Annotated in this window: 25 protein-coding genes; 9 read left to right on the plus strand and 16 right to left on the minus strand. The window is 56.6% G+C overall.

Features of this window, described 5'->3' with window-relative positions; genetic code table 11:
- Positions 1-17: 17 nt before the first annotated feature.
- The 5 genes from FDK21_RS13075 to coxB form a co-directional block, all read right to left on the minus strand.
- Positions 18-647: a cytochrome c oxidase assembly protein gene (locus tag FDK21_RS13075; RefSeq protein ID WP_114009761.1), complete on the minus strand. Its 630-nt coding sequence runs from the start codon at positions 645-647 to the stop codon at positions 18-20.
- A 73-nt stretch (positions 648-720) separates the two neighbouring features.
- Entirely contained in the window at positions 721-882 is a 162-nt protein-coding gene (locus FDK21_RS20655) for a hypothetical protein (RefSeq protein ID WP_171022075.1), read from the minus strand.
- Between the two features lie 39 nt (positions 883-921).
- The gene (cyoE, locus tag FDK21_RS13080; protein ID WP_138148927.1) at positions 922-1,887 is read right to left on the minus strand and encodes a heme o synthase; all 966 of its coding nucleotides are present in this window, start codon (positions 1,885-1,887) and stop codon (positions 922-924) included.
- Positions 1,888-2,022: 135 nt separating this feature from the next.
- Positions 2,023-3,627: a cytochrome c oxidase subunit I gene (gene ctaD / locus FDK21_RS13085; protein ID WP_138148929.1), complete on the minus strand. Its 1,605-nt coding sequence runs from the start codon at positions 3,625-3,627 to the stop codon at positions 2,023-2,025.
- Between the two features lie 27 nt (positions 3,628-3,654).
- Complete coding sequence (gene coxB, locus FDK21_RS13090; RefSeq protein ID WP_171022082.1) at positions 3,655-4,500, minus strand: cytochrome c oxidase subunit II; 846 nt, start codon at positions 4,498-4,500, stop codon at positions 3,655-3,657.
- Positions 4,501-5,151: 651 nt separating this feature from the next.
- Between coxB and FDK21_RS13095 the strand changes: the two genes are divergently transcribed.
- Positions 5,152-5,646, plus strand: coding sequence for an invasion associated locus B family protein (locus FDK21_RS13095; RefSeq protein ID WP_114010388.1), 495 nt, complete (start codon positions 5,152-5,154; stop codon positions 5,644-5,646).
- A 78-nt stretch (positions 5,647-5,724) separates the two neighbouring features.
- Positions 5,725-6,144, plus strand: coding sequence for a GFA family protein (locus FDK21_RS13100; protein WP_114009758.1), 420 nt, complete (start codon positions 5,725-5,727; stop codon positions 6,142-6,144).
- Positions 6,145-6,174: 30 nt separating this feature from the next.
- Here the strand turns inward: FDK21_RS13100 and FDK21_RS13105 are convergent, their stop codons facing one another.
- The 3 genes from FDK21_RS13105 to ispH all read right to left on the minus strand — a co-directional run bounded on the left by FDK21_RS13105 (position 6,175) and on the right by ispH (position 9,058).
- The gene (locus FDK21_RS13105; RefSeq protein ID WP_114009757.1) at positions 6,175-6,819 is read right to left on the minus strand and encodes a hypothetical protein; all 645 of its coding nucleotides are present in this window, start codon (positions 6,817-6,819) and stop codon (positions 6,175-6,177) included.
- 188 nt (positions 6,820-7,007) lie between these two features.
- Entirely contained in the window at positions 7,008-7,973 is a 966-nt protein-coding gene (locus tag FDK21_RS13110; RefSeq protein ID WP_114009756.1) for a homoserine kinase, read from the minus strand.
- Between the two features lie 77 nt (positions 7,974-8,050).
- Positions 8,051-9,058 (minus strand): 4-hydroxy-3-methylbut-2-enyl diphosphate reductase, encoded by a 1,008-nt coding sequence (gene ispH / locus FDK21_RS13115; protein ID WP_138148931.1) that lies wholly within the window; start codon positions 9,056-9,058, stop codon positions 8,051-8,053.
- 334 nt (positions 9,059-9,392) lie between these two features.
- Here ispH and FDK21_RS13120 point away from each other — a divergent pair, with 334 nt between their 5' ends.
- The gene (locus FDK21_RS13120) at positions 9,393-10,025 is read left to right on the plus strand and encodes a hypothetical protein (RefSeq protein WP_114009754.1); all 633 of its coding nucleotides are present in this window, start codon (positions 9,393-9,395) and stop codon (positions 10,023-10,025) included.
- A 75-nt stretch (positions 10,026-10,100) separates the two neighbouring features.
- On the opposite strand, the gene FDK21_RS13125 is transcribed toward FDK21_RS13120, so the two are convergent.
- The 6 genes from FDK21_RS13125 to FDK21_RS13150 all read right to left on the minus strand — a co-directional run bounded on the left by FDK21_RS13125 (position 10,101) and on the right by FDK21_RS13150 (position 16,257).
- A complete protein-coding gene (locus FDK21_RS13125; protein ID WP_114009753.1) occupies positions 10,101-10,880 on the minus strand; it encodes an isocitrate lyase/phosphoenolpyruvate mutase family protein in 780 nt (259 codons plus the stop codon).
- A gap of 183 nt (positions 10,881-11,063) precedes the next feature.
- Positions 11,064-11,588 (minus strand): hypothetical protein, encoded by a 525-nt coding sequence (locus FDK21_RS13130; protein WP_138148933.1) that lies wholly within the window; start codon positions 11,586-11,588, stop codon positions 11,064-11,066.
- Positions 11,589-11,604: 16 nt separating this feature from the next.
- Entirely contained in the window at positions 11,605-11,955 is a 351-nt protein-coding gene (locus FDK21_RS13135; RefSeq protein ID WP_138148935.1) for a diacylglycerol kinase, read from the minus strand.
- A 173-nt stretch (positions 11,956-12,128) separates the two neighbouring features.
- Positions 12,129-14,102, minus strand: coding sequence for a DNA mismatch repair endonuclease MutL (gene mutL, locus FDK21_RS13140; protein WP_138148937.1), 1,974 nt, complete (start codon positions 14,100-14,102; stop codon positions 12,129-12,131).
- A gap of 141 nt (positions 14,103-14,243) precedes the next feature.
- Positions 14,244-15,335 carry an alpha/beta hydrolase gene (locus FDK21_RS13145; RefSeq protein WP_246657572.1) on the minus strand — a complete coding sequence of 364 codons (1,092 nt, stop codon included), beginning with the start codon at positions 15,333-15,335 and terminating at the stop codon, positions 14,244-14,246.
- A 244-nt stretch (positions 15,336-15,579) separates the two neighbouring features.
- Positions 15,580-16,257, minus strand: a complete 678-nt coding sequence (locus FDK21_RS13150) for an outer membrane protein (RefSeq protein WP_138148939.1) — start codon at positions 16,255-16,257, stop codon at positions 15,580-15,582.
- A 308-nt stretch (positions 16,258-16,565) separates the two neighbouring features.
- On the opposite strand from FDK21_RS13150, the gene FDK21_RS13155 reads away from it, so the two are divergent.
- Together FDK21_RS13155 and FDK21_RS13160 are read left to right on the plus strand one after the other, a co-directional pair.
- The gene (locus FDK21_RS13155; RefSeq protein WP_138148941.1) at positions 16,566-17,141 is read left to right on the plus strand and encodes a DUF2975 domain-containing protein; all 576 of its coding nucleotides are present in this window, start codon (positions 16,566-16,568) and stop codon (positions 17,139-17,141) included.
- Positions 17,142-17,273: 132 nt separating this feature from the next.
- Entirely contained in the window at positions 17,274-17,492 is a 219-nt protein-coding gene (locus FDK21_RS13160) for a helix-turn-helix transcriptional regulator (protein WP_114009748.1), read from the plus strand.
- 23 nt (positions 17,493-17,515) lie between these two features.
- On the opposite strand, the gene FDK21_RS13165 is transcribed toward FDK21_RS13160, so the two are convergent.
- A complete protein-coding gene (locus FDK21_RS13165; RefSeq protein WP_246657573.1) occupies positions 17,516-17,998 on the minus strand; it encodes a nucleoside deaminase in 483 nt (160 codons plus the stop codon).
- Positions 17,999-18,058: 60 nt separating this feature from the next.
- Between FDK21_RS13165 and FDK21_RS13170 the strand changes: the two genes are divergently transcribed.
- From FDK21_RS13170 to FDK21_RS13185, 4 genes are all read left to right on the plus strand, one after another.
- The gene (locus tag FDK21_RS13170) at positions 18,059-20,089 is read left to right on the plus strand and encodes a pseudouridine synthase (protein ID WP_138148943.1); all 2,031 of its coding nucleotides are present in this window, start codon (positions 18,059-18,061) and stop codon (positions 20,087-20,089) included.
- A 29-nt stretch (positions 20,090-20,118) separates the two neighbouring features.
- The gene (rsmD, locus tag FDK21_RS13175) at positions 20,119-20,748 is read left to right on the plus strand and encodes a 16S rRNA (guanine(966)-N(2))-methyltransferase RsmD (RefSeq protein WP_281405410.1); all 630 of its coding nucleotides are present in this window, start codon (positions 20,119-20,121) and stop codon (positions 20,746-20,748) included.
- Between the two features lie 566 nt (positions 20,749-21,314).
- On the plus strand, positions 21,315-22,151 hold the full coding sequence (locus FDK21_RS13180; RefSeq protein ID WP_114009744.1) for a universal stress protein: 837 nt from the start codon (positions 21,315-21,317) through the stop codon (positions 22,149-22,151).
- Between the two features lie 358 nt (positions 22,152-22,509).
- Positions 22,510-25,224, plus strand: a complete 2,715-nt coding sequence (locus tag FDK21_RS13185; protein ID WP_138148947.1) for a bifunctional acetate--CoA ligase family protein/GNAT family N-acetyltransferase — start codon at positions 22,510-22,512, stop codon at positions 25,222-25,224.
- A 279-nt stretch (positions 25,225-25,503) separates the two neighbouring features.
- Here FDK21_RS13185 and FDK21_RS13190 read toward each other — a convergent pair whose 3' ends face one another.
- A complete protein-coding gene (locus tag FDK21_RS13190) occupies positions 25,504-25,881 on the minus strand; it encodes a hypothetical protein (protein WP_114009742.1) in 378 nt (125 codons plus the stop codon).
- Positions 25,882-26,164 lie beyond the last annotated feature (283 nt).

The raw sequence follows: 26,164 nt of genomic DNA on the forward strand, positions 1-26,164 counted from the left end.
GCCGCATTGTCTGATATTTATCCGCCCGTCTTCACCTCGGGCCGAGCGCGATCCTTGGCGAACGCGGCCGTTTCTTTCTCATCTGGAAAGAAGGTGTAGGACAGGGTGATGGTTTTTATTGATTTCATTTGCGGGTCATTATCGATGTCAGGATCGACAAAGAACACCACAGGCATGTCGACAGTGCCGCCTGCTGCCACCGTCTGTTCAGTGAAGCAGAAGCATTCCAGTTTGTTGAAATAGATGCCGGCGGCAGCGGGGGTAACATTGAAGGTCGAAGTGCCTGCGGTTGGCACTGAGGCATGATTGACCACCTGATAGGCGATCTGCGCGGTCTCGCCGACATTCAGTGTTACGGGTTTATCGAGGGGTTTGAAATCCCAATTCAGGCCGCCCGCCACGTTGGCGTCAAAACGAACCGTGATCTTGCGGTCGATCACCCCGTCAGCCTCGACTTCAGCGGTCTGGGTGGTGCCGCCATATCCGGTTACCTGACAGAAAATCCGGTAAAGCGGTACGGAGGCATAGGCCATGCCGATCATGCAGCCAACAAAAATGACGAGACCATAGGCGAGACGCTTGTTGGCCTTGTCCGGGTTTGTTTGGCCCGGATCTGCTTGTTTCGTCTCTTTTGTCTGTTCGCTCATTCGTGTTACCGCTGATCTTGCTTGTTACCGTCGATCTTGTTTATGGGATGTTTCCTTGCTTCAAGGTGCCCAGCTACATCGGGCGGTTCAGCACCTCAGCGCCCATTTTGACCAGCGTGATGGAGTAGAACAGCACCACAAGCGCGCCCAGACTCAGGGCAATTGCAAGGGAACGCTTGTTGCGGCGTTTCTTCTGATCTTCGGTCAGATGGATTGTTTCAACGATCTCGGTCATGTCAGATCTCCTTATCGGGATGAATGTCTCGCTCTCGCGCTAGAGCAGCGCAGGCAGCATGGACAGTCCCAGCAAATGCTCAGCCAGCAAGGTGGCGTAGAGCGCAAACAAATACAGGATGGAGAAAGCGAACATCTGGCCAGCGGACTTGCGCGCCAGCGCCCCTTCCCGGTTGCGATAAACCCGCAAGGCAGCCAAGAGGAACAAGGCCCCGAGCACGCCCGACAGGATGGCATAGGTCAGGCCGGCAAAGCCTAGAGCGGCAGGCACCATGCCAAGCGGTGCCACCACCAGCGAATAAAGCAGGATCTGCGAGCGGGTCACCGCTTCGCCTGCCACTACTGGCAGCATCGGCACGCCAGCATTCTTGTAATCGTCATTCTTGATCAGCGCCAAGGCCCAGAAATGGGGCGGCGTCCACATGAAGATGATCAGGAACAGAGTGATGGATTCCAGCGTCACTGACCCCGTGACCGCGGCCCAGCCGATCATCGGAGGGAAAGCACCAGCTGCACCACCAATCACGATATTCTGCGGTGTGGAGCGCTTCAGCCACATGGTATAGACAACGGCATAGAAAAAGATGGTGAAGGCCAGCACGCCCGCCGCCAGCCAGTTGACCAGCAGACCGAGCATCAGGGTCGAGGCGACAGACAGGGTCAGGCCAAAGCTCAGCGCTTCGCCCGGCGTGATGCGGCCAGCGGGGATCGGGCGATTGGCGGTGCGCTTCATGATGCGGTCGATATCGGCATCATACCACATGTTAAGCGCGCCAGAGGCACCGCCGCCAATGGCAATGCAGGCAATGGCAATGAAAGCTTCGAGCGGATGGAGATGGCCCGGCGCGATGGCCAGCCCTACAAAGGCCGTGAAGACCACCAGAGACATGACGCGCGGTTTCAACAGCGCGATATAATCGCGCACTTCCGCTCCACCGAAATCGGCGCGCGCAAGGTCAGTTGCCCCAAGGGCTGCGGTGTCATTGGTCTGGTCAACAATGGTCATGGTCTTCAAACTCCCTTGAATAGAACCCCGTCTGGTGTGCCGTTGGACCGCGTGATCCGGGCATATTGTTTCGGGATTCGGAGGGACCGCCAGTGGCGATCCCTGATCGTATCGAGCCAGTTGAACAAGCGGCTCTTACTTGATGCGTGGCAACTCTTCCCACTGGTGGAATGGCGGTGGCGAAGACAGCTGCCATTCAAGGGTGTCTGCCCCTTCACCCCATGGGTTGTCTGCGGCCTTGCGCTTTTTGGCGAAAGCTTCGAAGACACCGAACAGGAAGAAGGCAACGGCCACCATGGTGATGTAGTAGCCATAGGACGAGATGGCGTTCCAACCGGCATAAGCATCCGGATAGTCGACATACCGGCGCGGCATACCCTGCAGGCCAAGGAAGTGCTGTGGCATGAAGATCAGGTTGACGCCGATAAACATGATCCAGAAATGCAGCTTGCCATAGAGCTCGTTATACATGTAGCCGAACATTTTCGGGAACCAGTAGTACCAGGCCGCAAAGATCGCGAAGACGGCACCGAGCGAGAGCACATAATGGAAGTGGGCAACCACATAGTAGGTGTCGTGCAATGCGCGGTCGAGGCCCGCATTGGCCAGCTGCACACCCGTCACACCACCGATGGTGAACAGGAAAATGAAGCCGACAGCCCAGAGCATTGGCGTTGAGAAGGTGATGGAGCCGCCCCACATGGTGGCAATCCAGGAAAAGATCTTCACCCCTGTCGGAACCGCAATCACCATCGTGGCAAACAGGAAGTAGGCCTGCGTGTCGACATCAAGACCAACCGTATACATGTGGTGGGCCCAGACGATGAAGCCGACGACGCCGATGGCAACCATGGCATAGGCCATGCCGAGATAGCCAAAGATCGGCTTCTTGGAGAAGGTGGACACGATGTGAGAGACCACGCCGAAGCCCGGCAAGATCAGGATATACACTTCCGGATGGCCGAAGAACCAGAACAGATGCTGATAGAGGATCGGATCACCGCCACCGGCCGGATTGAAGAAGCTGGTGCCGAAGTTACGGTCGGTCAGCAGCATGGTGATGGCACCGGCAAAGACTGGCAGAGACAGAAGCAGCAAGAAGGCAGTGACCAGCACCGACCATGCAAACAGAGGCATCTTGTGCAGGGTCATGCCCGGCGCACGCATGTTGAAGATGGTGGTGATGAAGTTGATCGCCCCAAGAATGGACGACGCACCGGAAACGTGCAGCGACAGGATCGCAAAATCCATCGCAGGACCAGGATGGCCACCAGGACCGGCGCTGGAGAGCGGTGGGTAAGCGGTCCAGCCACCACCGAAGCCATTGGCACCAGATGGACCTTCAACGAACAGCGAAATGATCAGCAGCGCGAAGGATGGTGGCAGCAGCCAGAAAGAGATGTTGTTCATGCGTGGGAATGCCATGTCAGGCGCCCCGATCATGATCGGCACAAACCAGTTGCCGAAACCGCCGATCAACGCAGGCATCACCATGAAGAAGATCATGATCAGGCCATGACCGGTGGTGAAGACGTTGAACATATGCGGGTTGGAGAAATATTGCAGGCCGGGTTCCTGCAATTCGAGACGAATGCCACCAGACAGGGCGCCGCCGATCAGACCTGCCATAATGGCGAAGATCAGATACATGGTGCCGATATCTTTGTGGTTGGTCGAATAAACCCAGCGCCGCCAGCCGGTTGGCGTGTGGTGCGCATCATGGGCAGCCGTTGAGGACATGGTCTTTGCTCCCTTAGCTTCCAGCGCTTACTGCGCGGCGAGTTTCAGATTGGATTGGGTGGAGAGCGATGCCCGAAGCGTCTTGTTGGCTTCTTCAACATCGTCAGCGGCGGCGGCCAGCCAGGCGTCATATTGCTCCTGGGAGACAACGCGCACAGCCAGTGGCATGAAAGCGTGGTCCTTGCCGCACAGTTCCGAACACTGGCCGTAATAGATGCCTTCCCGGTCGGCTTTGAACCAGGATTCGTTCAAGCGCCCCGGCACGGCGTCCATTTTCACACCGAACGCAGGCATGGCGTAGGAATGGATCACATCAGCGGAGGTGATCTGAAGGCGAACGATCTTGCCGACTGGCACGACCATCTCATTGTCGACGGCCAGAAGGCGCGGCTCGCTGGTGCCTTTTTCGGCACGCTCCTCGTCATTGAGCATGATCGAGTCGAAGGAAACAGCCTCGCTGTCCGGATATTCATAACCCCAGTACCACTGGTAACCGGTTACCTTGACGGTGAGGTCGGCGGCCGGAATTTCCATCTGCTTATACAGCAGGCGGAAGGATGGGACTGCCAGTACCAGCAGGATCAGGATCGGCACCACGGTCCAGACCACTTCGATCAAGGTGTGATGCGAGGTCTTGGACGGGGTCGGATTGGCCTTGGTATTGAAGCGCAGAAGGACGATGGCCAACAAAGCTGCCACAAAGACGACAATTACGCCGATGATCCAGAATGTAAAATTGCCGAACCAGTGGATGTCGTCCATCACGGTGGACGCAGACTCTTGCAGATTAATGCCCCATGGGGTCGGCTGAGCCGCCTGGGCACGGTTGCTGCCGAACTGCAATGCAGCAACCAGCGCCATGATGGCAGCCATTGCATTCAGACCGATTTTTTGGCCAAGCTGACATGCCATCTTGTTGGCCTTGGTAAGACGTTTGGCGATCAACACGTCCTTGATCCTCCCTTTTGCTTCGCTTTGGTCATTGCGAAGATCTTGCGATCCCGACATAGACCCGCACTTTCATGGGCAGGTCCGGTCAAGTCTTGCGTTAGTGTTCTGCGTCGGGTGACTGAAGCAACCGCTTGGTGTTTTCCAGATCCAGCTCAGCCGATATCCGGTTTCCGGTCTTTGTTCGGACCACCCTATTGATCCAGATCAAATTATATCTATAGAGGCACATGCGACCGTCTGTCGCAACCTCTAGAGATAGGAAATTAGTGCGACAACATGACACACTTCCCAATGATCATTAATGAATTCCACGAACTTCCTATCCGGGTTTTCCCCTATTTGTGAACCTAAATTATCATTATCCCCAATGTTTTCTTGCCATAATTGGGGGTTAGAGAGGCGGCTCCACGCAAAATTGCAGCATCGCTTTGACGAATCAGGCAATTAGTCTGATACAGCTGTTTCACGGCCCATCGTTGGGCAAAACTTCATGGTGCGTTCCCTATGAGATCCAAGCGCGAGCCTTTTCTAACCTCGATCAAGCAGGTGCTCCGGGCACCGTTTGGCCTGTCGATGGCCCTTGTAACCTGTCTGGCGGCAATTGCCGCTTCCGGTCTGTCGGTCGGTCCGGCTGAGGCACAGGGGGCTGTGCGCTCGGTTCATGGTGATTGGGAAATCCGCTGCGACACCCCTCCGGGTGCCCCTTCCGAGCAATGTGCCTTGATGCAATATGTGACCGCATCGGATCGCGACAATGTCGGTCTGACGGTGATCGTATTGAAAACCGCTGACAAATCAGCACGGATCCTGCGGGTTCTCACCCCTCTGGGCGTATTGCTGCCGCATGGTTTGGGCCTGAAGGTGGACGCAACCGATGTGGGCCGCGCGGGCTTCGTTCGTTGTCTGCCGCAGGGCTGCATCGCTGAGGTCATCATGGATGACAAGCTGGTTTCCCTGCTCGGACAGGGCAAGACAGCCACCTTCATTGTTTTCCAGACCCCGGAAGAAGGCATCGGAATCCCGATTGACCTGAATGGCTTTCAGGCCGGGTTCAGCCAGTTGAAATGATATTCAAAGCTGTTTGACGCATCACTTTAAGAGGCCTCCCTGTGAGGCCTTTTTCATTTGACCATGGGAGGAACCGTCATGAAAGAGGATCAAAGGGAACGTCTTTCAGGGACATGTCTGTGCGGAGCAGTTGCCTTTGGCGTCAGCGGGACGATTGCAGGCTTTTATCTCTGCCACTGCCATCGATGCCAGAAGGCCAGTGGCTCAGCCCACGGCGCCAATCTTTTCATCAAGGATGGAGCCGTTGATTGGCTTTCGGGTCAGGAGCATGTGAAAAGCTATCAGCTGCCGGACAGCAACAATGCGCGCAGTTTCTGTTCTTGCTGTGGATCCCCTCTACCGCATTTCCACGAGGCGATCGGGCAGTGGCAGATACCTGCAGGCAGCCTCGACACCCCGATCACGCGCGCTCCCGATGCCCAGATCTTTGTTGCGTCGCGCCCAGACTGGAGCGAGAAACGCGACACGGTTCGTTGTTTTGATGCTTTGCCGGAATAAGGCCTGCCCTGCGTCGGCTTGGCCGCGGGCCTAATGCAGCAAAGGGCCGTCTTTGGGCATGCCGCCGGGCGAACAGGTGCCACAAGAGGATCGAGCGGTCTGTGCTTCCATCGAGCGCTTGAGTGCCGCCAACTCGGCCTTGGTCCAGTTCTGATCTAGCGCTGACAGGCCGTTGGGACGATGCCCCATCAGGGTGGTGATCTTTTCGGCTTCCTGCTGGGAGGGAAAGGCCCCGAAGGCGGGCAACATGGTGCCGTCGTCCCGCATGGCGTGAATGGAAAAGATTTCTTCGTCTCTTGCCCAAGCCGGTTTACGCAGCTCGATGATCGAAATATCGGCGAATGGCACCCGTTCCTCATGGCGCCTCAGCAGCCAGTCCCGCGAGGTCTGAACCAGTTGCTGGCAGACCAGATCAAGGCGGGTTTCGCGTGCTTCGCCAATCAGTGACGAGACAATGAACAAGCCGCCTCCGACAGCCCCGGCCACACCGATCAGGCCAAAGGGGATCAACAACCAGCTGAAATGGTTCCATTGCGGGGCAATCAGCAGGGAATAGGGCAGAAGCCAAAGAACAAGGCCGAACAAACCGACCATGACACGCACCGGCAGTGGGAAATGATTGCGAAAGAGGAATGGATCATCCTTGGCTTTGGTGCCGGTGCCACAACTGCTCATCGCTTCAGTCCCTTTGCCTGTCTGCTTCCGTCTCGACCCGCTCCAAAGGCGCAGGCAGAGCGGCTTGATAAAGATAGGGGATTGTCCTCCCCTCCTCTATATCGTACCAAGACCGCACGAGACAAGAGCGGGCATGATCACGCCATGTTGATCATACCCTCTTGATGATATCGGGCTTGCCGCTTTGCTCAGATCCCGATGCCATAATCGGCAGACGACCGGATCGAGCGATGGAAGCGCAGCTTCTTGAGATATTCCAGCGGATCCTTCGGCACAACCAGAGCACCTTCCGGTACGGTCAGCCAGTCATAAAGCCGGGTCAGCAGAAAACGCAGAGCCGCACCGCGGGCGAGCAGCGGAATTGCCTTATGCTCCGCCTCGGTCAGGGGGCGCACCGACTGGTAGCCTTTCAAGAGGGCTCGGGTCTTGGTGACATTGAACATGTCGTCAGGCTCGAAGCACCAAGCATTGATGCAAATGGCCAGATCATAGGCCAGCAGATCATTGCAGGCAAAATAGAAGTCGATCAGGCCTGAGAGCTGATTGCGCAGGAAGAACACATTGTCCGGGAACAGATCCGCATGGATCACGCCCTTGGGCAAATCGGTCGGCCAGTTGGCTTCAAAGAAGTCGAGCTCTGCAGCGATTTCGGCCTTCAGCCCGGCTTCCACCGAATCGGCACGGTCGGCACACATGGCAAAAAGCGGACGCCAGCCGGAAACCGACAGGGCATTTTCACGGGTCAATTCAAAATCGGCCGCTGCCGCATGCATGTTGGCGATCGCGACACCCAGCTGTTCGCAGTGATCGACATTGGGGCGACGCACCCACATGCCATCAAGGAAGGTGACCATGGCTGCAGGGCGCCCGGCCAGATGACCAAGGCTCTTGCCCTGTCGATTGCGCAAAGGCGTCGGGCAATTGATGCCATGCTCGGACAGATGCTCCTTCAACCCCAGAAAGAAAGGCAGATCATTGGGATTGACCCGCTTTTCGTAGAGCGTAAGGATATAGCGACCGGTTTCGGTCTGAACGAGAAAGTTGGAATTTTCGACACCTTCGGCGATGCCCTTGTAGGAGGTCAGCGCGCCAATATCGTAGCTGTTAACGAAAGCATCGAGTTCTTCGTCGCTGACTTCAGTATAGACCGCCATGCGCAGTCCCTTTCTTTCTTCTTGTCTGTCTTGTTGTCTTGATCGTGTGCCTCGGTTCCAATGGCATGGTGGCCCGGTCAGTTGACCGCAACCGCCTTTGGTCCTTCTTCCAGCACACCGGCGGCAATGGCCGCTTCTCGCAACTCACGCGGGATATTGAAAATGATGTCTTCCTTGGCCGTGACGACAACATCGAGGGTCACATCATAGCGGGCGCGGAAGGCCTCAATCACCTCTTCAACCAGCACTTCCGGAGCGGAAGCACCCGCTGTGATGGCCACCGAAGAAATGCCCCCCAAACTGTCCCAGTCGATCTCGGAGGCCCGTTGCAAAAGGAGTGACTGGCGGCAGCCAGCCCGTTCGCCCACTTCGCGCAGGCGCTTGGAGTTTGAGCTGTTCGGTGCACCGACAACGATCATCACGTCGGCCTTCGGCGCAACGATCTTGACCGCTTCCTGCCGGTTGGTGGTGGCATAGCAGATATCATTCTTGTTCGGTCCCGTAATGGCGGGAAACCGATCCTTGAGAGCCGCGATGATGTCGGCGGTATCATCAACCGAAAGGGTGGTCTGGGTGATCCAGGCCAGATTGTCCGGGTCGCGCGGCTCGAAGGCGGCGACATCCTCGACGGTTTCGATCAGCTTGACGACGCCCTCTTCCAACTGACCCATGGTACCAATCACCTCCGGATGGCCTTCATGGCCGATGAGGATGATTTCATGGCCGCGCTTGTCATGCAGCATCGCTTCCTTATGTACCTTGGAGACCAGCGGGCAGGTGGCATCGAGATAGAAGAAATTCAGCTCGCGGGCATTTTCCGGCACGGATTTCGGCACGCCGTGAGCAGAAAAAATCACGGGCTGTTTGGTCGCCGGCACTTCGTCCAGTTCTTCGACAAAGACCGCACCCTTGGCCTTGAGGCTTTCGACGACGAATTTGTTATGGACAATCTCGTGGCGCACATAGACCGGCGCGCCATAGGTTGCCAAGGCCAACTCGACAATCTGGATCGCCCGATCCACCCCGGCACAGAATCCGCGCGGGGCACAGAGATAGATATCAAGTGGTGGCTTTGTCTCGGTCATTGCTGATTCCCTATTGCGCCCGGTTGGTTGACCCGCACGAGCTGGCTCTTTTCGGATGAGGCCGGATCGGAAACTGGCTCCGCAAACCTCGCTGATTTGACCCTTGAGGATAACAAGGGCATTGCGCCCCTTTCTGTCAAGTCAGCAACAAAGACAAATGGCGCAGACATGTGTCTAAAGCATCGCCTTTTGCCAGTTTTATGCTAAAAGAGTGGCCGAATTGGCAGCGTGACCTTGTCTATTTCCCTTCGCTGGGTCAAGAATGCGTCACGTGCCCTTGTCTGCATGGCTCCTGTTATGGAGTTCAGGGTTTTGAGTATAGAAAGAGTTGAGAATGCCGGTGTCCCTTTCCAAACTTCGCGCAATTGGTGCTGTCAGCGCCCTGGGTCTCCTGCTGGCGGGTTGTGCCAGTGGTGTGAGCCTGCCGACCTTTGGCAGCAAAGCCGAGAAAACATCATCGGCCAATGGCGTTGAGATGACGCAGGCCGAAGCGGCCAATGCGGGCGCAATTGTCGACGACACAACCCGGATGATGCTGAGCAATCCGAAAAAGTTTGCCGGCTATTGCCCCTCGGTGTCCATTCTGGGGGACACCAATGTGGTCCAACGGTTCGACAAGCGCGGTGTTGGCAGCAAAGACCAGAATCTGATCTATCAAGGCGTCATCAACCAGACAGCCCGCGAATGCGCCATGTTGGGTGCGGAAATGTTCATCAAGGTCGGCGTTGCCGGACGCGTTCTGGGCGGGCCGCGTTCAACCCAGAAAACCGTAGCCGAATTGCCGCTGCGCATTGTTGTGCGCCAGCAGGACAATATCCTTTATTCCAAGCTGCATAAGATCAAGGTGTCGCTGAACACGCCGGACCGTTCCGCTTTGTTTGCCAAGGTCGACAGCGGTATCGCCATCGTGACGCCGTCCGAGCGCAATGTGCAGGTCCTTGTCGGTTTTGACAGCCAATCAAAGTGATCGCCTTCTGCATGCATCAAAAAAGCCCGGTCCTTGCGGATTGGGCTTTTTTTTGTTGTGACGGAAAGACGCCGTTCAGTCCTTTTCGTGAATGCGCCGGATCAGATCGACGATCGCCACACGGTAAGGGGACGGTCCGTAGCTGATGCGGGCGATACCGAGTTTGGCCAGATCCTTGTTGGAGGCAATGCCCGGCCGTTTGAAGGCGTTGACCGGTAGAATCAGGTCGTTACACAACTCAGCCAGCAGGTCACTGTCGCGCAGCCAAGGCACGAAGAAACCATCAGCGCCAGCCTCGGTATAGGCAATGGCGCGCTCCTTGGTCTCACTCATCAGGTCCTTGTGCTTGTTGTCATCATGGGCATGCAGAAAGATATCGGAGCGGGCATTGATGAAGAAGGGCAACCCCAAAGCATCCGTTGCTTCGCGGATGGCGCGAATGCGTGCGGCCTGCTCCTCGATGGAATAGAGGTCTTCGGTGCCAATGATCTGGTCCTCGAAATTGCAGCCGATGGCTCCGGCAGCAACCAGACGCAAGACATTCTCCGCAACCCCTTCCGGGGTCTGAGCATAGGCCCCTTCAAAATCGATGGTCACTGGCAGATCGACGGTCGCGGTAATGCGCTCGACGATCGTCATGACCAGATCGAGCGGGATTTCCTCGCCATCACCATAGCCATGGGCAGCTGCAACTGATGCGCTCCCGGTTCCAACCGCTTTCTCGTCGCAATCGGAAATGGCCTTGGCGCCACCCGCATCCCAGATATTATACAGGACAAGGGGACGCCCCTTGACATGCAGGGAGTGGAAGACCTTGGCTTTCTCGATTTGCCGGTCGGTGACTTTAATCGTCATGGAGCTGGGTTCCTTGCTAGAAGATCTTAGCCGAAGGGTGCAGAGTCTTAAGACTAGCCCCCATCAAACATGCTTCCATGGTGCAAGGCAATTGCGATGGCTCAAATCTGACGCCAATTCTACAAATTTTTTTCGACAAAAGATGCATCAGCATGATTCCTGATGCAAATGGTTGCCGTAATTTTACTCAATCCCCACTGCTTTCTTGGCAGCGGCGATTGCACTACGCAATTTTACAGCCATTTCTTCAGCATCTTCCATGGTCTCGAACATACCTGCGCGAACGAAGGCACGACCATCAGGGGCGATGACTTCAATCATCCCCTCGCCTTCCAAAGCCCCTTCTCCGGTGATGTTGCCCGGTTGGACTTCAAGGCCCTCAATGCGGATGAAGGGCACGACATAGGGACGCGAGCGTCCGAAGATGGTGCCGGACACCTGACGGATTTCGCATTTCTCGAAATCGTAGTCATATTGTTTCGACCATCCCATCAAGGCCTGGGAGATACCGGCCCAGCCCAATCCGAAGCAGACAAAGCCACCAGCAAGGATCATGGCTTGCAACATGACGCTGACTTCAGAACGGGGTCCGAAAATGGCCAGAAAGGCGCCAAACATCAAGGCAACGCCCAGCGCGCCTTTTCGCGCCCGGACAAGAGGGGAAAGATGATTGCGGGTGGAAGTGACATGCGGGTTTGATTTTCTCATGGATGCGCAGCAGTCCTCAAAGATTCAGATATAGGACATAAAGGCTGAAAAGGCTCATCATAGTCAAGCTACAAAAGACGGCAAAGGAACCTAGATCTTTGGCCTGTCGGGCAAATTCCGCATATTCATTTGTCAGGTGATCCACAAGCACCTCAATGGCAGTATTCAGCGCTTCCAGAGCGATCGTGGTGAGAAACAGGAAGCTCAGAATGACAAACTGCAACGGACTGGCCCCGATAAGCGCATAAAGACCGAGAAGCCCAACAAAAAAGATAATCTCTGCCTGCGCCGCCGTTTCCTCCAGCAACCGCCTGAAGCCCGCAAAGGAATATTGCGCCGCCATGAAGGTGTGCTGGAGATGCCGCATGCCGATTTTGTCCTCTATCCTTGCTCCAGCCCCAGCCCATGAATGACCGAGTTGGGGCCTTGATCGTCTGACGCTGGCTGTAGCTGCGCCAAGGTGACCTTCCTTTCCCTGTTTTGTGTGACAGGGACATGACGAAAGGGCCGCCGATCAAGAGAGGTGCAATATTCCAAGGCTTAGGAACGGCCAAACAGGCGTTCAATATCGCCAAGCTTTAGTTCCACATAGGTGGGGCGGCCATGGTTGCACTGGCCCGAATGGGGGGTGGCTTCCATCTCCCTGAGCAGGGCGTCCATTTCCTCAGGACGCAATCGGCGACCGGAGCGAATTGACCCGTGGCAAGCCATGGTGGCGGCAACATGGAGGATCTTTTCTTCAATCCGGGTGGCCTTGTTCCATTCGGCCAGATCGTCGGCGATGTCACGCACGAGCGCTTCGATATTGGGTTTACCCAGAATGGCAGGGGTTTCGCGCACGGCGACCGCACCGGGGCCGAAGGCTTCGAGCGTCAGGCCGAGCTCGGTCAGTTGATCGCTGGCCTCTTCGAGGCGGGCGACGTCGTCTTCCTCCATTTCAACCACATGGGGGATCAGCAAACCCTGTCGGGCGATGGTCTTTTTGGCCAGTGAAGCCTTGAGCTTTTCATAGACAAGACGCTCATGGGCGGCATGTTGATCGACAATCACCAAGCCATCATCGGTCTGGGCGAGAATATAATTCTCGAAAATCTGGGCGCGTGGAGCCCCAAGCGGGCGGGCCAGTTGCTCATGGCTCGGTTCTGCCATGTTGGCGCGCGTGTCGGCGGATGGGCCAGCGACGTCAGCCATGCGTCCCTGCATGGGTGGGACATCCAATGCTGCGGGAACTCCGCCATCATGGCTATCCGCAAATGGTGAGAAACCCTGTTGTGGTTGCTCCGCCATGGCGGGCGCTGCCCCGGGTGTCGCCGCCTCATCCTGATCTTGGGTGGGACGGTAGACGCTTTGCCGCCAGTCCCAGTCCATCGGCGCTTGCGGTCGATAGGGTTGGGCTGGGCGGAATGGGGCTGCAGAATTGTGACCCTGTGCCATCTGGGTGTCGCGCATGCCGTCCGGGCGCAAGGCCCCAAGGGTGTTGTCGCCGCCCGTAGACGAGGAGCGATGGCCCGCTTCAAGCAAAGCCTGCCTTATGGCCCCGACCACCAGCCCGCGAATATGGCCCGCATCACGAAAGCGGACATCAGCCTTGGTGGGGTGAACATTGACGTCGACCTCGTGAGGGTCGAGATCGATGAACAGAACCGCGCATGGATGTCGACCACCGGCCAGAAAATCGGAATAGGCACCGCGCAGGGCCCCGAGCATCATCTTATCGCGCACCGGGCGTCCATTGACGAAGATGAATTGATGCAGGCTGTTGGCGCGGTTCAGCGTTGGCAGTCCAGCAAAGCCTGTCAGGCGCACCGTGTCGCGCAAGGCATCGATCTCAACTGCATTATCACGGAACGCCTTGCCCATCACCTGCCCCATCCGCACCAGATGGGCGTCCGGGCCTTTGGCAGCCGGATAGTCAAGGCGCGAGCGGTCCGCGCCGGTGACCGTGAAGCGGATGGAAGGGTTGGACAGCGCAATGCGTTTGACCACATCAGAGATGGCGGTGTTTTCCGCCCGGTCGGTCTTGAGAAATTTGAGCCGCGCAGGGGTGGTGAAAAACAGATCTTCGACATCGATCCGGGTGCCCGCAGTCAGTGCTGCGGGTTTGGGGTCTGTTTCCCGGCCCCCTTCCACCGAGATTTCCCAGGCATGGGGTTCGGTTGCGTGGCGTGACAGAATGGTCAGGCGGGCGATGGAGCCAATGGAAGGCAAGGCCTCGCCACGAAAGCCCAGATGACGGATATCCATCAGATCATCCGGATCGAGCTTGGAGGTGCAATGACGCTGGATCGCAAGGCCCAGATCGGCGCGGGTCATGCCCTTGCCATTGTCGATCACCCGAATGAGATTTTTGCCGCCGCCCTCTGTGATCACCTCAATCCGATCCGCGCCTGCGTCAATGGCATTTTCCACCAGCTCCTTGACGACGCTTGCGGGCCGTTCCACCACTTCGCCAGCGGCGATCTTGTTGATGGTGGCTTCATCCAGCTGCAGGATGCTTGAGACGGTCTCGGTCATGGATACGGGCTCTTTGCGGGGGCTGGTGGTCAAAGGGGACGCAAGGCTGACAAACAGAATCAGCACGGTGCATCCCATGAGAGCGCGAAGATGCCACAGGCCATCCCCGTAGCGCAATCGGGTCCGCTTTGCGTTGACATGTCAGGCGCGAGAAAGAAAGTCCAGTATCAATACAAGGCAGTCTTCGGGTGCTTCCTCAGCAACGAAATGCCCGGCGGTCACCGTGTGGCAAGTGAGATCACTTGCCCATTGGCTCCAGATGGCCCGTTGGCCATCTGCATCTGAGGTTTTGCTGGCCGGGCCAGAGATCACCATGGTCGGGCAGGCAATCTTTTTGCCCCTCTCCCGGTCGGTTTGGTCGATCTGCTGGTCGATCCCCCACCCGGCGCGGTAATCCTCGCAGACCCCATGAATATGGTCCGGAGTGGTGAAGGTTGCGCGATAATGGGCCATCGCATCGGCATCAAATGCCGAGAGATCACGATTCAAAGCCCAACTGGCGATGGTATGGTCGAGATACATGGCGGGATCGGCTGCAATCAGCCGTTCGGGCAGCGGATAGGGTTGGGCCAGAAACTGCCAATGATAGGCCGCCATACCGCGCGAGGCGTTCATGCCCTGCCACATATCAAGGGTCGGGATGATATCAAGACAGATGAGCCGGGTGACGCACTTTGGATGATCGAGGGCCATGCGATAGGCGACGCGCCCGCCCCGGTCATGGCCGATCACAGCAAAGGTCTCATGGCCCAGCCGGGCCATCAGCCCGACACACAAATCGGCCCAGTGACGCTTGGCATAGGCTTCGTGGCTTGGCTTTTCTTCGGGGGTGGCCATTGGCAGGCTGCTGTATCCATAGCCGGGCAGGTCAGGGATGATCAACGTGAAATGATCAGCAAGGTCGGGGGCAATCCGATGCCAGCAAACATGATTTTGCGGATAGCCATGCAACAGCAACAAAGGCGGGCCATGGCCACCAGTGCGCAGGAAAAAGGTCTGGTCATCAATGGTGAGTGATGCACGCTCGAAACCGGGGAACATGTCGGGCAGAGCATCATACGTGTCACGAGAAGGCGAAGAAGCGGTGGTGGCGGGCGACTGGAGATTGCTCATGACTTGAGGGTCCGTTGGCAAGGAAAGGTGACAACCATCCTGCCAAGGGTGAGCCAAAGGCACAAGGGAGAGGCCCTTGGGCTTTAGCCAAAGAAGCGCCATTCCTTTTGTGCCTGCCATTTCATTCTCCAGCTCGGCAAACAGATGAGGCTGAGGCATTTCAGATAAAACAAAGCATTCATTGTCTCTCTCCTTGGAGAAAAAGGGTTACCCGGCAAGCAAGGCAATCATGAGGATCAAGGCTGCCAAAAGGCTTGAAAGACTGAGCCAGCCAATAAGCCGCGACAAAAGCCCTTGGGGTGGATGGTCTCTTCTTTTGGCCAGCAACTTCATCACTCGGTCCCCATGCCTGCCGGGTTCTCGGTTAAAACTGATAGCTGACGCCGAGCATCAGACGATGACTGCCGGCGGTGCTCTTGACGCTGGTGCCGCCGAAATTTTTGCGCATGTCGTTGACGCCATTGATCGAATAGTCAGCCCGCAGATGGACCGTATCGGACAGGGCATATTCGACACCGGCCCCGAAATTGACAGACAAGTTGGTGGTGTCCTTCTTGGCACCGTTGGCACTCAGTTCGAAGTCGGCCAACGTGACGCCAGCGGACAGGTAAGGCATGAAGCGATCAATCGGCAGACCGACGCGTCCCTTCAGGCCTGCGGACCAGTTATTTTTGGCCCGCACAGTGCCCAAAGTGGCGTGGTTGAAGGTCTTTTTGTGGCCCAGATAGGTGAAGTCTCCTTCAAGGCCGAGGACGGCGCGTGACATCTGCCAATTGTAACCCGCAAAGAGTCCGGCAGCAGTGCCGCCTCCAACATATTCCTTGGTGCCGGTTGCCTTGACTTCGCCAAAGAGGTGACCGCCACCGACCTGTGCGCCGACATACCCCCCTTCCCAACGAAGTTGAGGAGCTGGGCCTTGCGTGCTGTAGAGGCCGGGCATATCAGGGAAATCCGCGGACTGGGCGTGCATCGGCAAAAGAGATGCAACGAGACAACCGGCGGCAGCGGCAAGGGACAGAGAGGAAATGGTGTTCAAAGCCATGATTTCATTACGCTCTTATTCTGAGCGCCCTTTCAGATGTATTTTCTAGTCAACTCGCGATAGAGACGGTCGGCACTGCCCACCAAGTTTCAAACGATCATAAATCACTGTTTATTTCTTATTTATTATCGTTTGACGATAATTTTTAAATCATATATGTTCATTCATAAGTCAAGTGGTTTTTTCAAAAAATCACTGTCCACTTTCCATTGGTCGCGCTAAAAGCGTGGCCGGTTCACAAAAATCTCCAAACATTTCCGCAGTTTCTCTGGCGAAAATGTTCAGGCACTCTTTGAGGGAAGACAGATATGGCGAAGCAATCGGGTGAACAGCTTGTCCGGATTGGCCGCATCGCGCGGGTCAGTGGCATCATGAAATGGGTTCTGACGACCTTCATGGCGCTGGTTTTTCTGATTGGCATCCTGGTGCTGTTGCTGCTGCTCAATCCCGACTGGCTCGAAGCAGGCAATGAAGTGATCGACTTTGGCGATAGCGGACGCACCTATGGGGATGTGCCACAGCTTCAGCGCTGGACATTGGCTTTCTTCTATGATGCCTGTGTCGGGACGTTTCTGATGACGCTCTGGTATATGCGCAGTGTCTTTGCCCGGCTGCAAATCCTTGATTTCTTCTCCTCCAAGACCCTGTCAGCGATGGTCTGGTGTGGGATCTGGTTTGTCGTCTTCGGATTGATGGACTTTCTGGAGGAACCCGTGGCCTCTGTGTTGACCACCCTTGATCTGCCTGAGGGCCAGCGACAGTTGGCGATTGAACTGGAGGGCGGCGAGATCTTCTTCATTATTTTCGGTGTGATGTTCATGACGCTGGGCTGGGTGATGCGCGAAGCGGCTCGCCTGCAGGAAGAAAACAACCAGTTCATTTGAGGCTTTGCCCCACTGTGCGATCATTGGAGAATACGAGGAATCATGTGACATGAATGGTGCAGACCCCGAATCCCGCCCCCGCTTGGTCCTTCCCGGCCACAAAGGGACAAAGACAAGGAGGGCAATGGCACGATGGCAATAATCGTCGAACTGGATGTGATGCTGGCCCGGCGCAAGATGAAGTCCAAGGCCCTGTCGGAGCTGATCGGCATTTCCGAACAGAATGTCTCGTTGTTGAAATCGGGCAAGGTGAAAGGGGTTCGCTTTGAAACCCTGAGCAAGATATGCGAAGTGCTCGAGTGTCAGCCCGGGGACATTCTGATCTATCAGCCAGATGAGGATGAGACCTGATTGGCCCCTGCGATCAGATCGCTTCAATCACGGCGCTGGCGGAAGAAATCCCGCAACAAATGCGCTGATTGGGTTTCATTGATGCCGGAATAGACCTCCGGCGCGTGGTGGCAGATGGACTGGCTGAAATAGGCAGAACCGCTTTCGACCGCGCCACCCTTCACATCCTGTGCCCCATAATAAAGCCGCCGGATGCGGGCAAAGGAAATGGCCGCCGCACACATCGGGCAAGGCTCCAACGTCACATAGAGATCGCAATCGGGCAGTCTTTGGGACTGGAAGTGGGTGCAGCCTTCCCGGATGACCAGAATTTCTGCATGGGCTGTGGGGTCATTCAGCGCGATGGTTCGGTTGCCAGCCTTGGCGATGACTTGCCCGTCATGAACCAGCACAGCACCGATGGGCACCTCGCCAAACAGAGCCGCCTGACGCGCCTCATCAAGCGCCAATTCCATGAAGCTTTTGCGCTGCGCCCGATCAACTTGATAACCATGCGGTCTGTACATTGCTGACCTTTCCACTTTCTTCTCGATTTTTCTTATGAACCTGTGGTAAAGGCTTTCGCCATGGAACGCAAATCTGCTCAAAAAGGACGCCGTTCTGCCGACGCGAGGTCGCCAGACGCATCCAAACATGCGCGCCGGGATGGCGCCCATCATTCATCAAAGTCCGGATCTTTCAAGAAAAAAGGGTCATGGACGAAGGACAAACCCAACGCCAAGCCTTCCGGCCGCGACCGCAAGGATGACGGCTGGTCTCCGAACGTCGATGCACGCCGTGAGACGCCGGATGAGCGCGCCTTGCGCCAGCCAGGTGATCGCAAGACCGAGCCCCGGACCGGAAACCGGTCGGACGAGCGCCGGTTTGATGACCGCAAAGAGGGTCGTGGGTTCAGCAAAGGCCCCCGTTACGACAAAGGCTCCCGCGATGACCGAGGCCCACGCAGCGACAGAGGTTCGCGCGATGATCGGGGCCCACGCGATGACAAAGGCCGCGGCCGTCCGGATCGCCCGATCAAGGACCGTCCTTTCAAAGATCGCCCATTTAAAGATCGTCCAGCCGCCCAAGCCGACAAGCCCAAAGGCCCGGCCTACACACCACCGACCCGTGCTCTGGAAGAAGGCGAACGGATTGCCAAAATCATGGCACGTGCGGGCCTGTGCTCACGTCGTGACGCAGAAAACTGGATCAAGGCAGGCCGCGTGAGCGTCAATGGCAAGCTGCTTGACAGCCCGGCGATCAATATTCACCCAAAAGACAAGGTTCTGGTCGATGGCGCACCGCTGCCGGTGCGAGAGCGGACCCGTTTGTGGATGTATCACAAGCCGCGTGGTCTGGTGACCACCACGTCCGACCCGGAAGGTCGGCCAACGGTGTTTGAAAAGCTGCCGGTGGGTTTGCCGCGCGTCATCACCATCGGGCGTCTGGACATCAACACCGAGGGCCTGTTGCTACTGACCAATGATGGCGGTTTGGCGCGGGTTCTGGAATTGCCGACCACCGGCTGGCTGCGTCGCTATCGCGTGCGGGCCTATGGCAAGGTCACGCAGGCCCAGCTTGATACGCTGGCCGAGGGTGTGGCTCTGGAAGGCGTGCTCTATGGCTCGATCGACGCGCAGATTGAACGCGAAGTCGGCGACAATGTCTGGATCACCGTTGCCCTGCGTGAAGGCAAGAACCGCGAAGTGAAGAAGGTTTTGGGGCATCTTGGCCTTGAAGTGAACCGTCTGATCCGCGTCTCCTATGGTCCTTTCCAGTTGCTCGACATGAAGGAAGGTTCGGCATCGGAAGTGAAGAGCCGCGTGCTGCGCGACCAGCTCGGTGAGCGTCTGGTGGAAGAATCCGGGGCCGATTTCGATGCGCCGATCATGACCGAAGTGCCCAAGCCAGAAGAAGTCAAGCCGGAGAAGAAGGATCGCAAATCGTCCGGTGGAACGCGTGCAGGCTTCATGTCGGCCAAGGAAGGGGCACGCGCCTTTTCCGACACCAAAGACGGCAAGCGCGGTGAGCGTGGGGATCGCCCTGATCGTGGCGACAGGGGTGACCGTCCTGACCGGGGTGATCGCGGAGAGCGCGGTGGTCGCGGCTTTGGCCGGGATCGCGATGATCGTGGTGATCGTGGTGATCGTGGTGATCGTGGTGATCGTGGTGATCGTCCGGAACGCCCAAGCTACAATGCCATTCCGTATGCCGAACGCAAGCCGTTTGACCCGGCAGCGCCACGCCGGACCAGCTTCACCTATCGTGAAGAAGGGGCCGATGGCAAAAAGCCGGTTGGCAAATCAGTCCGCAAGGTTGGTGGTCGTCCGCAAAAGACGGATCTGCTCGATCCGAATGCTCGGATCGAAAAGCGCAAGCCTGCCGCAAGAACAACTGGCAAGCCAACTGGCAAACCGGGTGGCAAACCAGCTGGCAAATTCGGCAACAAAGGTGGCCGTTCATTTGACAACCGCGATGGGGGCCGTGACGGGGGTCGCCCTTCGGGTGGACGCTCTTCTGGTGGTCGTCCGGGCGGTCGTGATGGCGGTCGTCCGTCTGGTGGTCGTCCATCTGGCAAGTTTGGTGGCAAGCCCGGCGGGCCGCGCGGACGCGACTAGCCCACACTGAAAGACCAAAAAGGGGCGACATCGCCCCTTTTTCCTTCTCTTCACAAACACAATCCCAGCCCTCCTTCTCAAGAGAAAGCCAAAGCATGCGCATTGTTGGTGGCCGCCTCAAAGGCAAGACCCTCGCCAGTCCGAAAAGCCAGTCGATCCGCCCGACGACGGATCGGGTGCGGGAGACCCTGTTCAACATTCTGGCCCATTCCTATGATCATGCGGTGACGGATGCACGGGTGCTGGATCTGTTTGCCGGAACAGGAGCGCTTGGGTGTGAGGCTTTGTCACGCGGCGCAAAAGCCGCTTTGTTTGTCGAGGATGGCATCGAGGGGCGCGGCCTGATCCGCTCCAACATGGAGACGTTGGGTCTGAATGGTGTCGCCAAGATCTTTCGGCGTGACGCAACCAAACTTGGAGCGGCAGGCACAATCGAACCATTCAATTTGGTCTTCATGGACCCGCCGTACCTAAAGGCTCTCGGCGAGCAAGCGCTGCAAAGTGCGGTTGATGGTGGCTGGCTGGTCCCCGACGCCCTGATTGTCTGGGAAGAGGATGCCAAAGCAGAATTGGCGATCCCGCAGGGCTTTGAAAACCTTGATCAACGCAACTATGGCGACACCCAGTTGGTCTTCTTGCGGTATCTTGGTCAGGAGTAGGCCTTCAAAACAACGAAATCCCCTCCTTGGTGCGATCAGTGGGACGATGGCACCACAGCGTTAAGTGACGTGCTGTCAACCGACCAGTTCAAAGGACCCTGATGAGGAGCAGAGCTGCCCCCTGTATGGAGACATCGACACCATAACCGCGGCCGCCCGCTCGAACTGGTCATGAAGCGGCAAAAAAATGTCCATCATCTCGTGATCATCAAGAAATACCGCCAGACCAGACACTTGTCCGATTTTATCCCTAGCAGGTGGCGGCTTTGGTGGTGTTTGTACCCTGACAAATCACCGCTTTGCAGATTGCCACCATGACGCGGTACAGGCCAGCTACGCAGCTCTACGACGAAAGTGGTTTGTACGCCTTTGCAAATTCCCTTTTCGCTTGATCCCTATCAAAGCAGGGGTCCGAAGCGATAGGCCATAGTTTGTTCAGAAGCCCCGCCTGCGGCTTCGAGGATCCAATCAAAATTGAGCGACAGACAAGCTCGGGACGATCCGTCTGCAGGCCAATCAAGTCCGGCTCCCCATTCACCGGACACATTTGGGAGAGGAGGCCAAAAATGGCCATCAAAGAAATCATCTGCCTTCTGGACATCGAAACCGATCTGACAACTGCTCCGGTGCAGATTGCAAGTGAGCTAGCCAACAAACTCGATGCCCATCTGACCGGCGTTTCGCCGCTGATCGAGCCCGTCGTTCCTGCCCTGATGGTGCAGCCGGTGCCAGATCAGTTCATTTCCGATGCCCGTAACCGGGCTCAGGAAAAGGCTCACTCAGCCCTGGAACGCTTCAGCGAGTATGGCGAGCGGTCAGCCAACGCCTTCGAAACACGGCTGATGGATCTGACGCCCGGCGGTTTGGACACTTTCGTCAATCATACCCGCATGTGCGATCTCTTGGTGGTGGGTCAGGACAATCCGGACCGGCCCGAGCCTCTGCGCGCCGAACTGATTGAAGCGGCTCTGTTTGATTCCGGCCGACCAATCCTGATCGTGCCTTATGTCGGAACGGAGCATTTCTCCGCCAAGAAGGTCATGGTTGCCTGGGATGGCTCCAAAACAGCAGCCCGCGCCATCCATGCCGCCATGCCGATCCTTGAAATGGCCGATGAAGTGCTGGTAGTGATGGTGGAAGCCCAGAAGCTGCATCTTCCCGGTGATCCGGGCGCCGATCTGGCCGTGTATCTGTCTCGACATGGGGTCAAGGTCAGCGTCGAGAAAATTCCAGCACCGGCCTCCGGGGTTTCTGATGCACTGCTCAACTATATCTCCGACAACCAGATTGATCTGGCTGTGATGGGTGGATATGGCCACAGCCGTGTGCGTGAATTCATTCTGGGCGGTGCCACGCGTGGCATGCTGCAATCGATGACCGTGCCTTGCATCATGGCGCACTGATATCACCGGAGTGTTCCTCATGCCCCTGCCCCATGTGAGCTCGGAAACCTGCATGACAGGTGATGCATGAAGGACGAGAGATTGAGGCCGAAGCCGTTGGTGGCTTCGGCCTTTTTTGTACCCAGCCCGGGATCAAGTGAGCACAAAGACAGCTTTAAGACAGGATAGCGCCGTAAGTCTCCCTATCACCGAAAGTGGTCCTCGCCATGGACGACCATTTGTGGGAGGCTGACCGCGCAACAAGGCCCAATTCTATCAACCACTTCCGGTGAGCTTTGGCATTGAAGTTTGATGACCTTCTATTCCTGATGACCCGACGGATGAACGACCAGACACTGGACAGGACCTCGTAGAAACCATGAGCAGCTATAATCTCGACGTGTTTTTCAGACCTCGCAATGTCACAGTGATTGGTGCCTCCGCACGGGAAGGCAGCATTGGCAATGCGATTGTACGCAATCTTCTTGCGGGCAAGTTCAAAGACAAGCTGACGCTAGTCAATCCCAAAGGTGGCCAGATCGATGGGCATAACGTTCTTTCCTCCCTTGAGGAACTGGAGGGAAAGCCCGATCTGGCGGTGGTGGCGGTCGCAGCCCAGTCGGTTGTCGATGTCATCGAAACGTTGGGCAAGAAAGGCTGTCGCGGCGCGATCATCATCACGACAGAATCGAGCGGTGCCGATCGATCAATCGCCAAACATGTTGCCCAAATTGCTGCAGGCTATGGCATGCGGGTTGTCGGGCCGAACTGCGTGGGCATTTTAGCGCCAAGGACTGGTCTGAATGCCTCCTTCTGCCATTTGCCGGGACTGCAGGGTGATCTGGCCATGATTTCCCAGTCCGGCGCCATTGTCACGTCGGTGGTCGATTGGGCCACCCGCAAACAGATCGGGTTTTCCGGCGTTGTATCACTGGGAGAAAAATCCGACGTCGATTTTGGTGACTTGATGGATCACTTTGCCATGGATCCCTTCACCCGCGCCATTCTGCTCTATGTGGAATCCATTCAGGATGCTAGAAAATTCATGTCGTCGGCCAGGGCCGCTGCCCGCGCCAAGCCGGTGGTGGTGATGAAATCCGGGCGGCACACTGAAGGGGTCTCCGCAACAGCCTGGCGCAACAATCGTTTGCCAAGTGAGGATGCCGTCTATCAGGCGGCCTTCGATCGGGCGGGGCTATTGCGGGTGCATGATCTGGATGAGTTTTTCGATGCGGTCGAAACTCTCACCCATGTGCGCAAGTTGCGCGGGGCGAACCTAACCATCATCTGCAACGGCACTGGCCTAACGGCATTGGCTGCGGACGACCTGGTCGATCAGGCCGGATCGCTCACCGAACTGGATGATGCGGTGATTGCCCAGCTTGATGCTGTGTTGCCGACGAAATGGTCGCGGTCCAATCCGATCAACATTCTGGGGACCGCCGGGCCGGACGCCTATCGTCAAAGCCTCGAAATCCTGATGGAGGACAGGAACAGCCACGCTATCCTGATCATGCATTGCCCGACGGCACTGAATGATCCGGTCGCAATGGCGCAAGCCGTCATCGATCTGTTGGCTGAACGCAAGAAAAACGGCAAGCGGCGGCTGCCGGTCTTTACCTGTTGGCTGGGCGGCGGGGACAAGGTCTGGACCATGTTCGAAGAGGCAGACATCCCCCATTATGCCACCCCGGCTGATGCCATGCGGGGCTATTCCTATGTGATTAAATATATGCAGGCGCAGGATCAGTTGATGCGAATGCCGCCTGCTTTTGACGACAGCAAACCTGACCTTGAGGTTGCCCGCAAGGTGATTGGCGGCGCGCTGGCCCGCGGTGAAGAACGGTTGACGGCGGTGGAAGTGTCTGCCCTTCTTGAAGCCTATGATCTGCCGATTGCCGCCGCGATCCCTGCTGCGAATGCACAAGAAGCCCAGCAATTGTCTATCCCTCTGATTGCCCGCCATGGGGCGGTGGTGGTCAAGATTGACAGCCCGGATGTGAGGTATAAATCCGACATTGGCGGAGTGGTGCTCAACCTCGTGACACCGGAAGCCGTGGGCGAGGCAACCACTGCTGTGATGGATCGGGCACGGGCTGCCTATCCGGACGGTCGCATTCATGGCGTCACACTGCATCCCATGATCCGGCGACCTCACGCGGTTGAGCTGACTGCAGGCATGCATGTGGATGCAATTTTCGGCCCGGTTATGGTGTTTGGCCGTGGTGGCACTGCTGTCGAGGTGATCCGCGACAAGGCGCTGGAACTGCCGCCGCTGGACATGTTGACGGCGAAGAGAATGATCGGGAAAACCCGGGTGAACCGTCGTCTGGCAGGCTATCGCGACACCCCTCCGTGCGATCGGGAACAGCTGGCTTCGATCCTCGTCAAACTGAGCAGGATGGTGGCTGATTTGCCCCAAATCACCGCCCTCGATCTCAATCCCCTGCTGGCGGATAGCAATGGCTATGTGATCACCGATGCCAGTGTTCATGTGGCACCTTCCAGCATCGGCATTCATCCGCACAAGCGCTTCGCGGTCAAACCTTATCCCAAGGAATGGGAGCAGGTGAACAAGTTGAAGGATGGGCGTTCTGCCCTTATCCGGCCGATGCGGCCGGAAGATGAAAGCCTGTTTCCGGATTTCTTCGATCATGTCACCGATGATGACCTGCGCTTGCGATTTTTCACCGCAGCCCGGTCGATCAATCATGCTTTCATTGCCCGCCTGACGCAAATCGACTATGCCCGCTCGATGGCCTTTATCGCCCTTGATCAGGAGACTGGCGACATGCTCGGCTCGGTTCGACTGATGGGGGACGCGGATCACAACAGGGGTGAATATGCGGTGATGGTCCGCTCTGACCTCAAGGGTCTGGGACTGGGCTGGAAGCTGATGAAACTGATCCTGCTATATGCGGAGAAAGACGGCTTCAATCAGGTTGAGGGAGAGGTGCTGCGCACCAACCGCACCATGCGCGAAATGTGCGAGGCGCTCGGGTTCAAGACACGCATGGATCCGGATGACCCTGACCTCGTTCACATGGTATTTGATGTGCCCAATATCAGCGACAAGATCAACGCCTTGAAATGACAAGAAACGGCGCTTCGCACCAAGAAAAAGGGAGCATGGATTGCCCATACTCCCAATCTTTTTGAAACCGATCGCCGCATCGGCCTCAGTCCGTTCTCTCCAATTTGTCATGCCTTACGGGTTTGTCTGATCCGTTTCAGTATGACATCGGCCGGTGTAGGTGGGGACCTGAAAGGGTAATTAGACCGGCCTAATTAGAAAAGCTGCGAACTACCCTAGATTGCATTTAGCGATGACCCACGCATTGATCGTTCTCAAATCGCACAAAAAACTTTGCGCTCAAAGCGTGTCAACGGTGACGACCTGAAAGGTGTATAAATCGCCGTCTTCATCCTTGATCGAGACATATTCTCCGGGCTTGAAGGCATGCAGACCAAAGCGATAACCTGCCTCGTCATCATCTTCCCCATCGATGTCATAGGTGAAGGCCCAGCTGCCTCCGGGGCGATGGATCAGATGACCATGTTCATCCTTTTCGCCCTGCCAGAAACGGCGCACCCGGCATTGTGTCCGGTGTTTTTTCCAAACCGCCGCATCGATATGGCCGTCCGCATCCAGTGGTGCAACAAACTCATAGCCATGCTGTGCACTGCCAGAAGGATATTCTGCGTTGCGAGCCAGATTAAGCCGAACTTTCTTCATGATTCCATCAGACATCGCGTCCTCCTTACTTTGTGCAATGGCTCTATATTGATGCATATCAAGCAATCTGACAAACAAAACCGCAGCAAGTTATTTCCACAGCAAATATTGTTTACTTCAGCGCTCCAAATTGCCGCACGATCTCGGGTTTTGTGCAGCCTACTCCCAATTGGCTTAAAGCGCTGATTTCCAGACGGTTTTCGCAGGATATGACGAGACATTTGATATTGGAATTGTCGCATATGGTCGGCTACTTACCTTGATTTCTATCAATGCGATTCCTTCTTCCAACCGCCAA

Source organism: Cohaesibacter sp. CAU 1516, from assembly GCF_005771485.1.
Taxonomy (GTDB): Bacteria; Pseudomonadota; Alphaproteobacteria; order Rhizobiales; family Cohaesibacteraceae; genus Cohaesibacter; species Cohaesibacter intestini.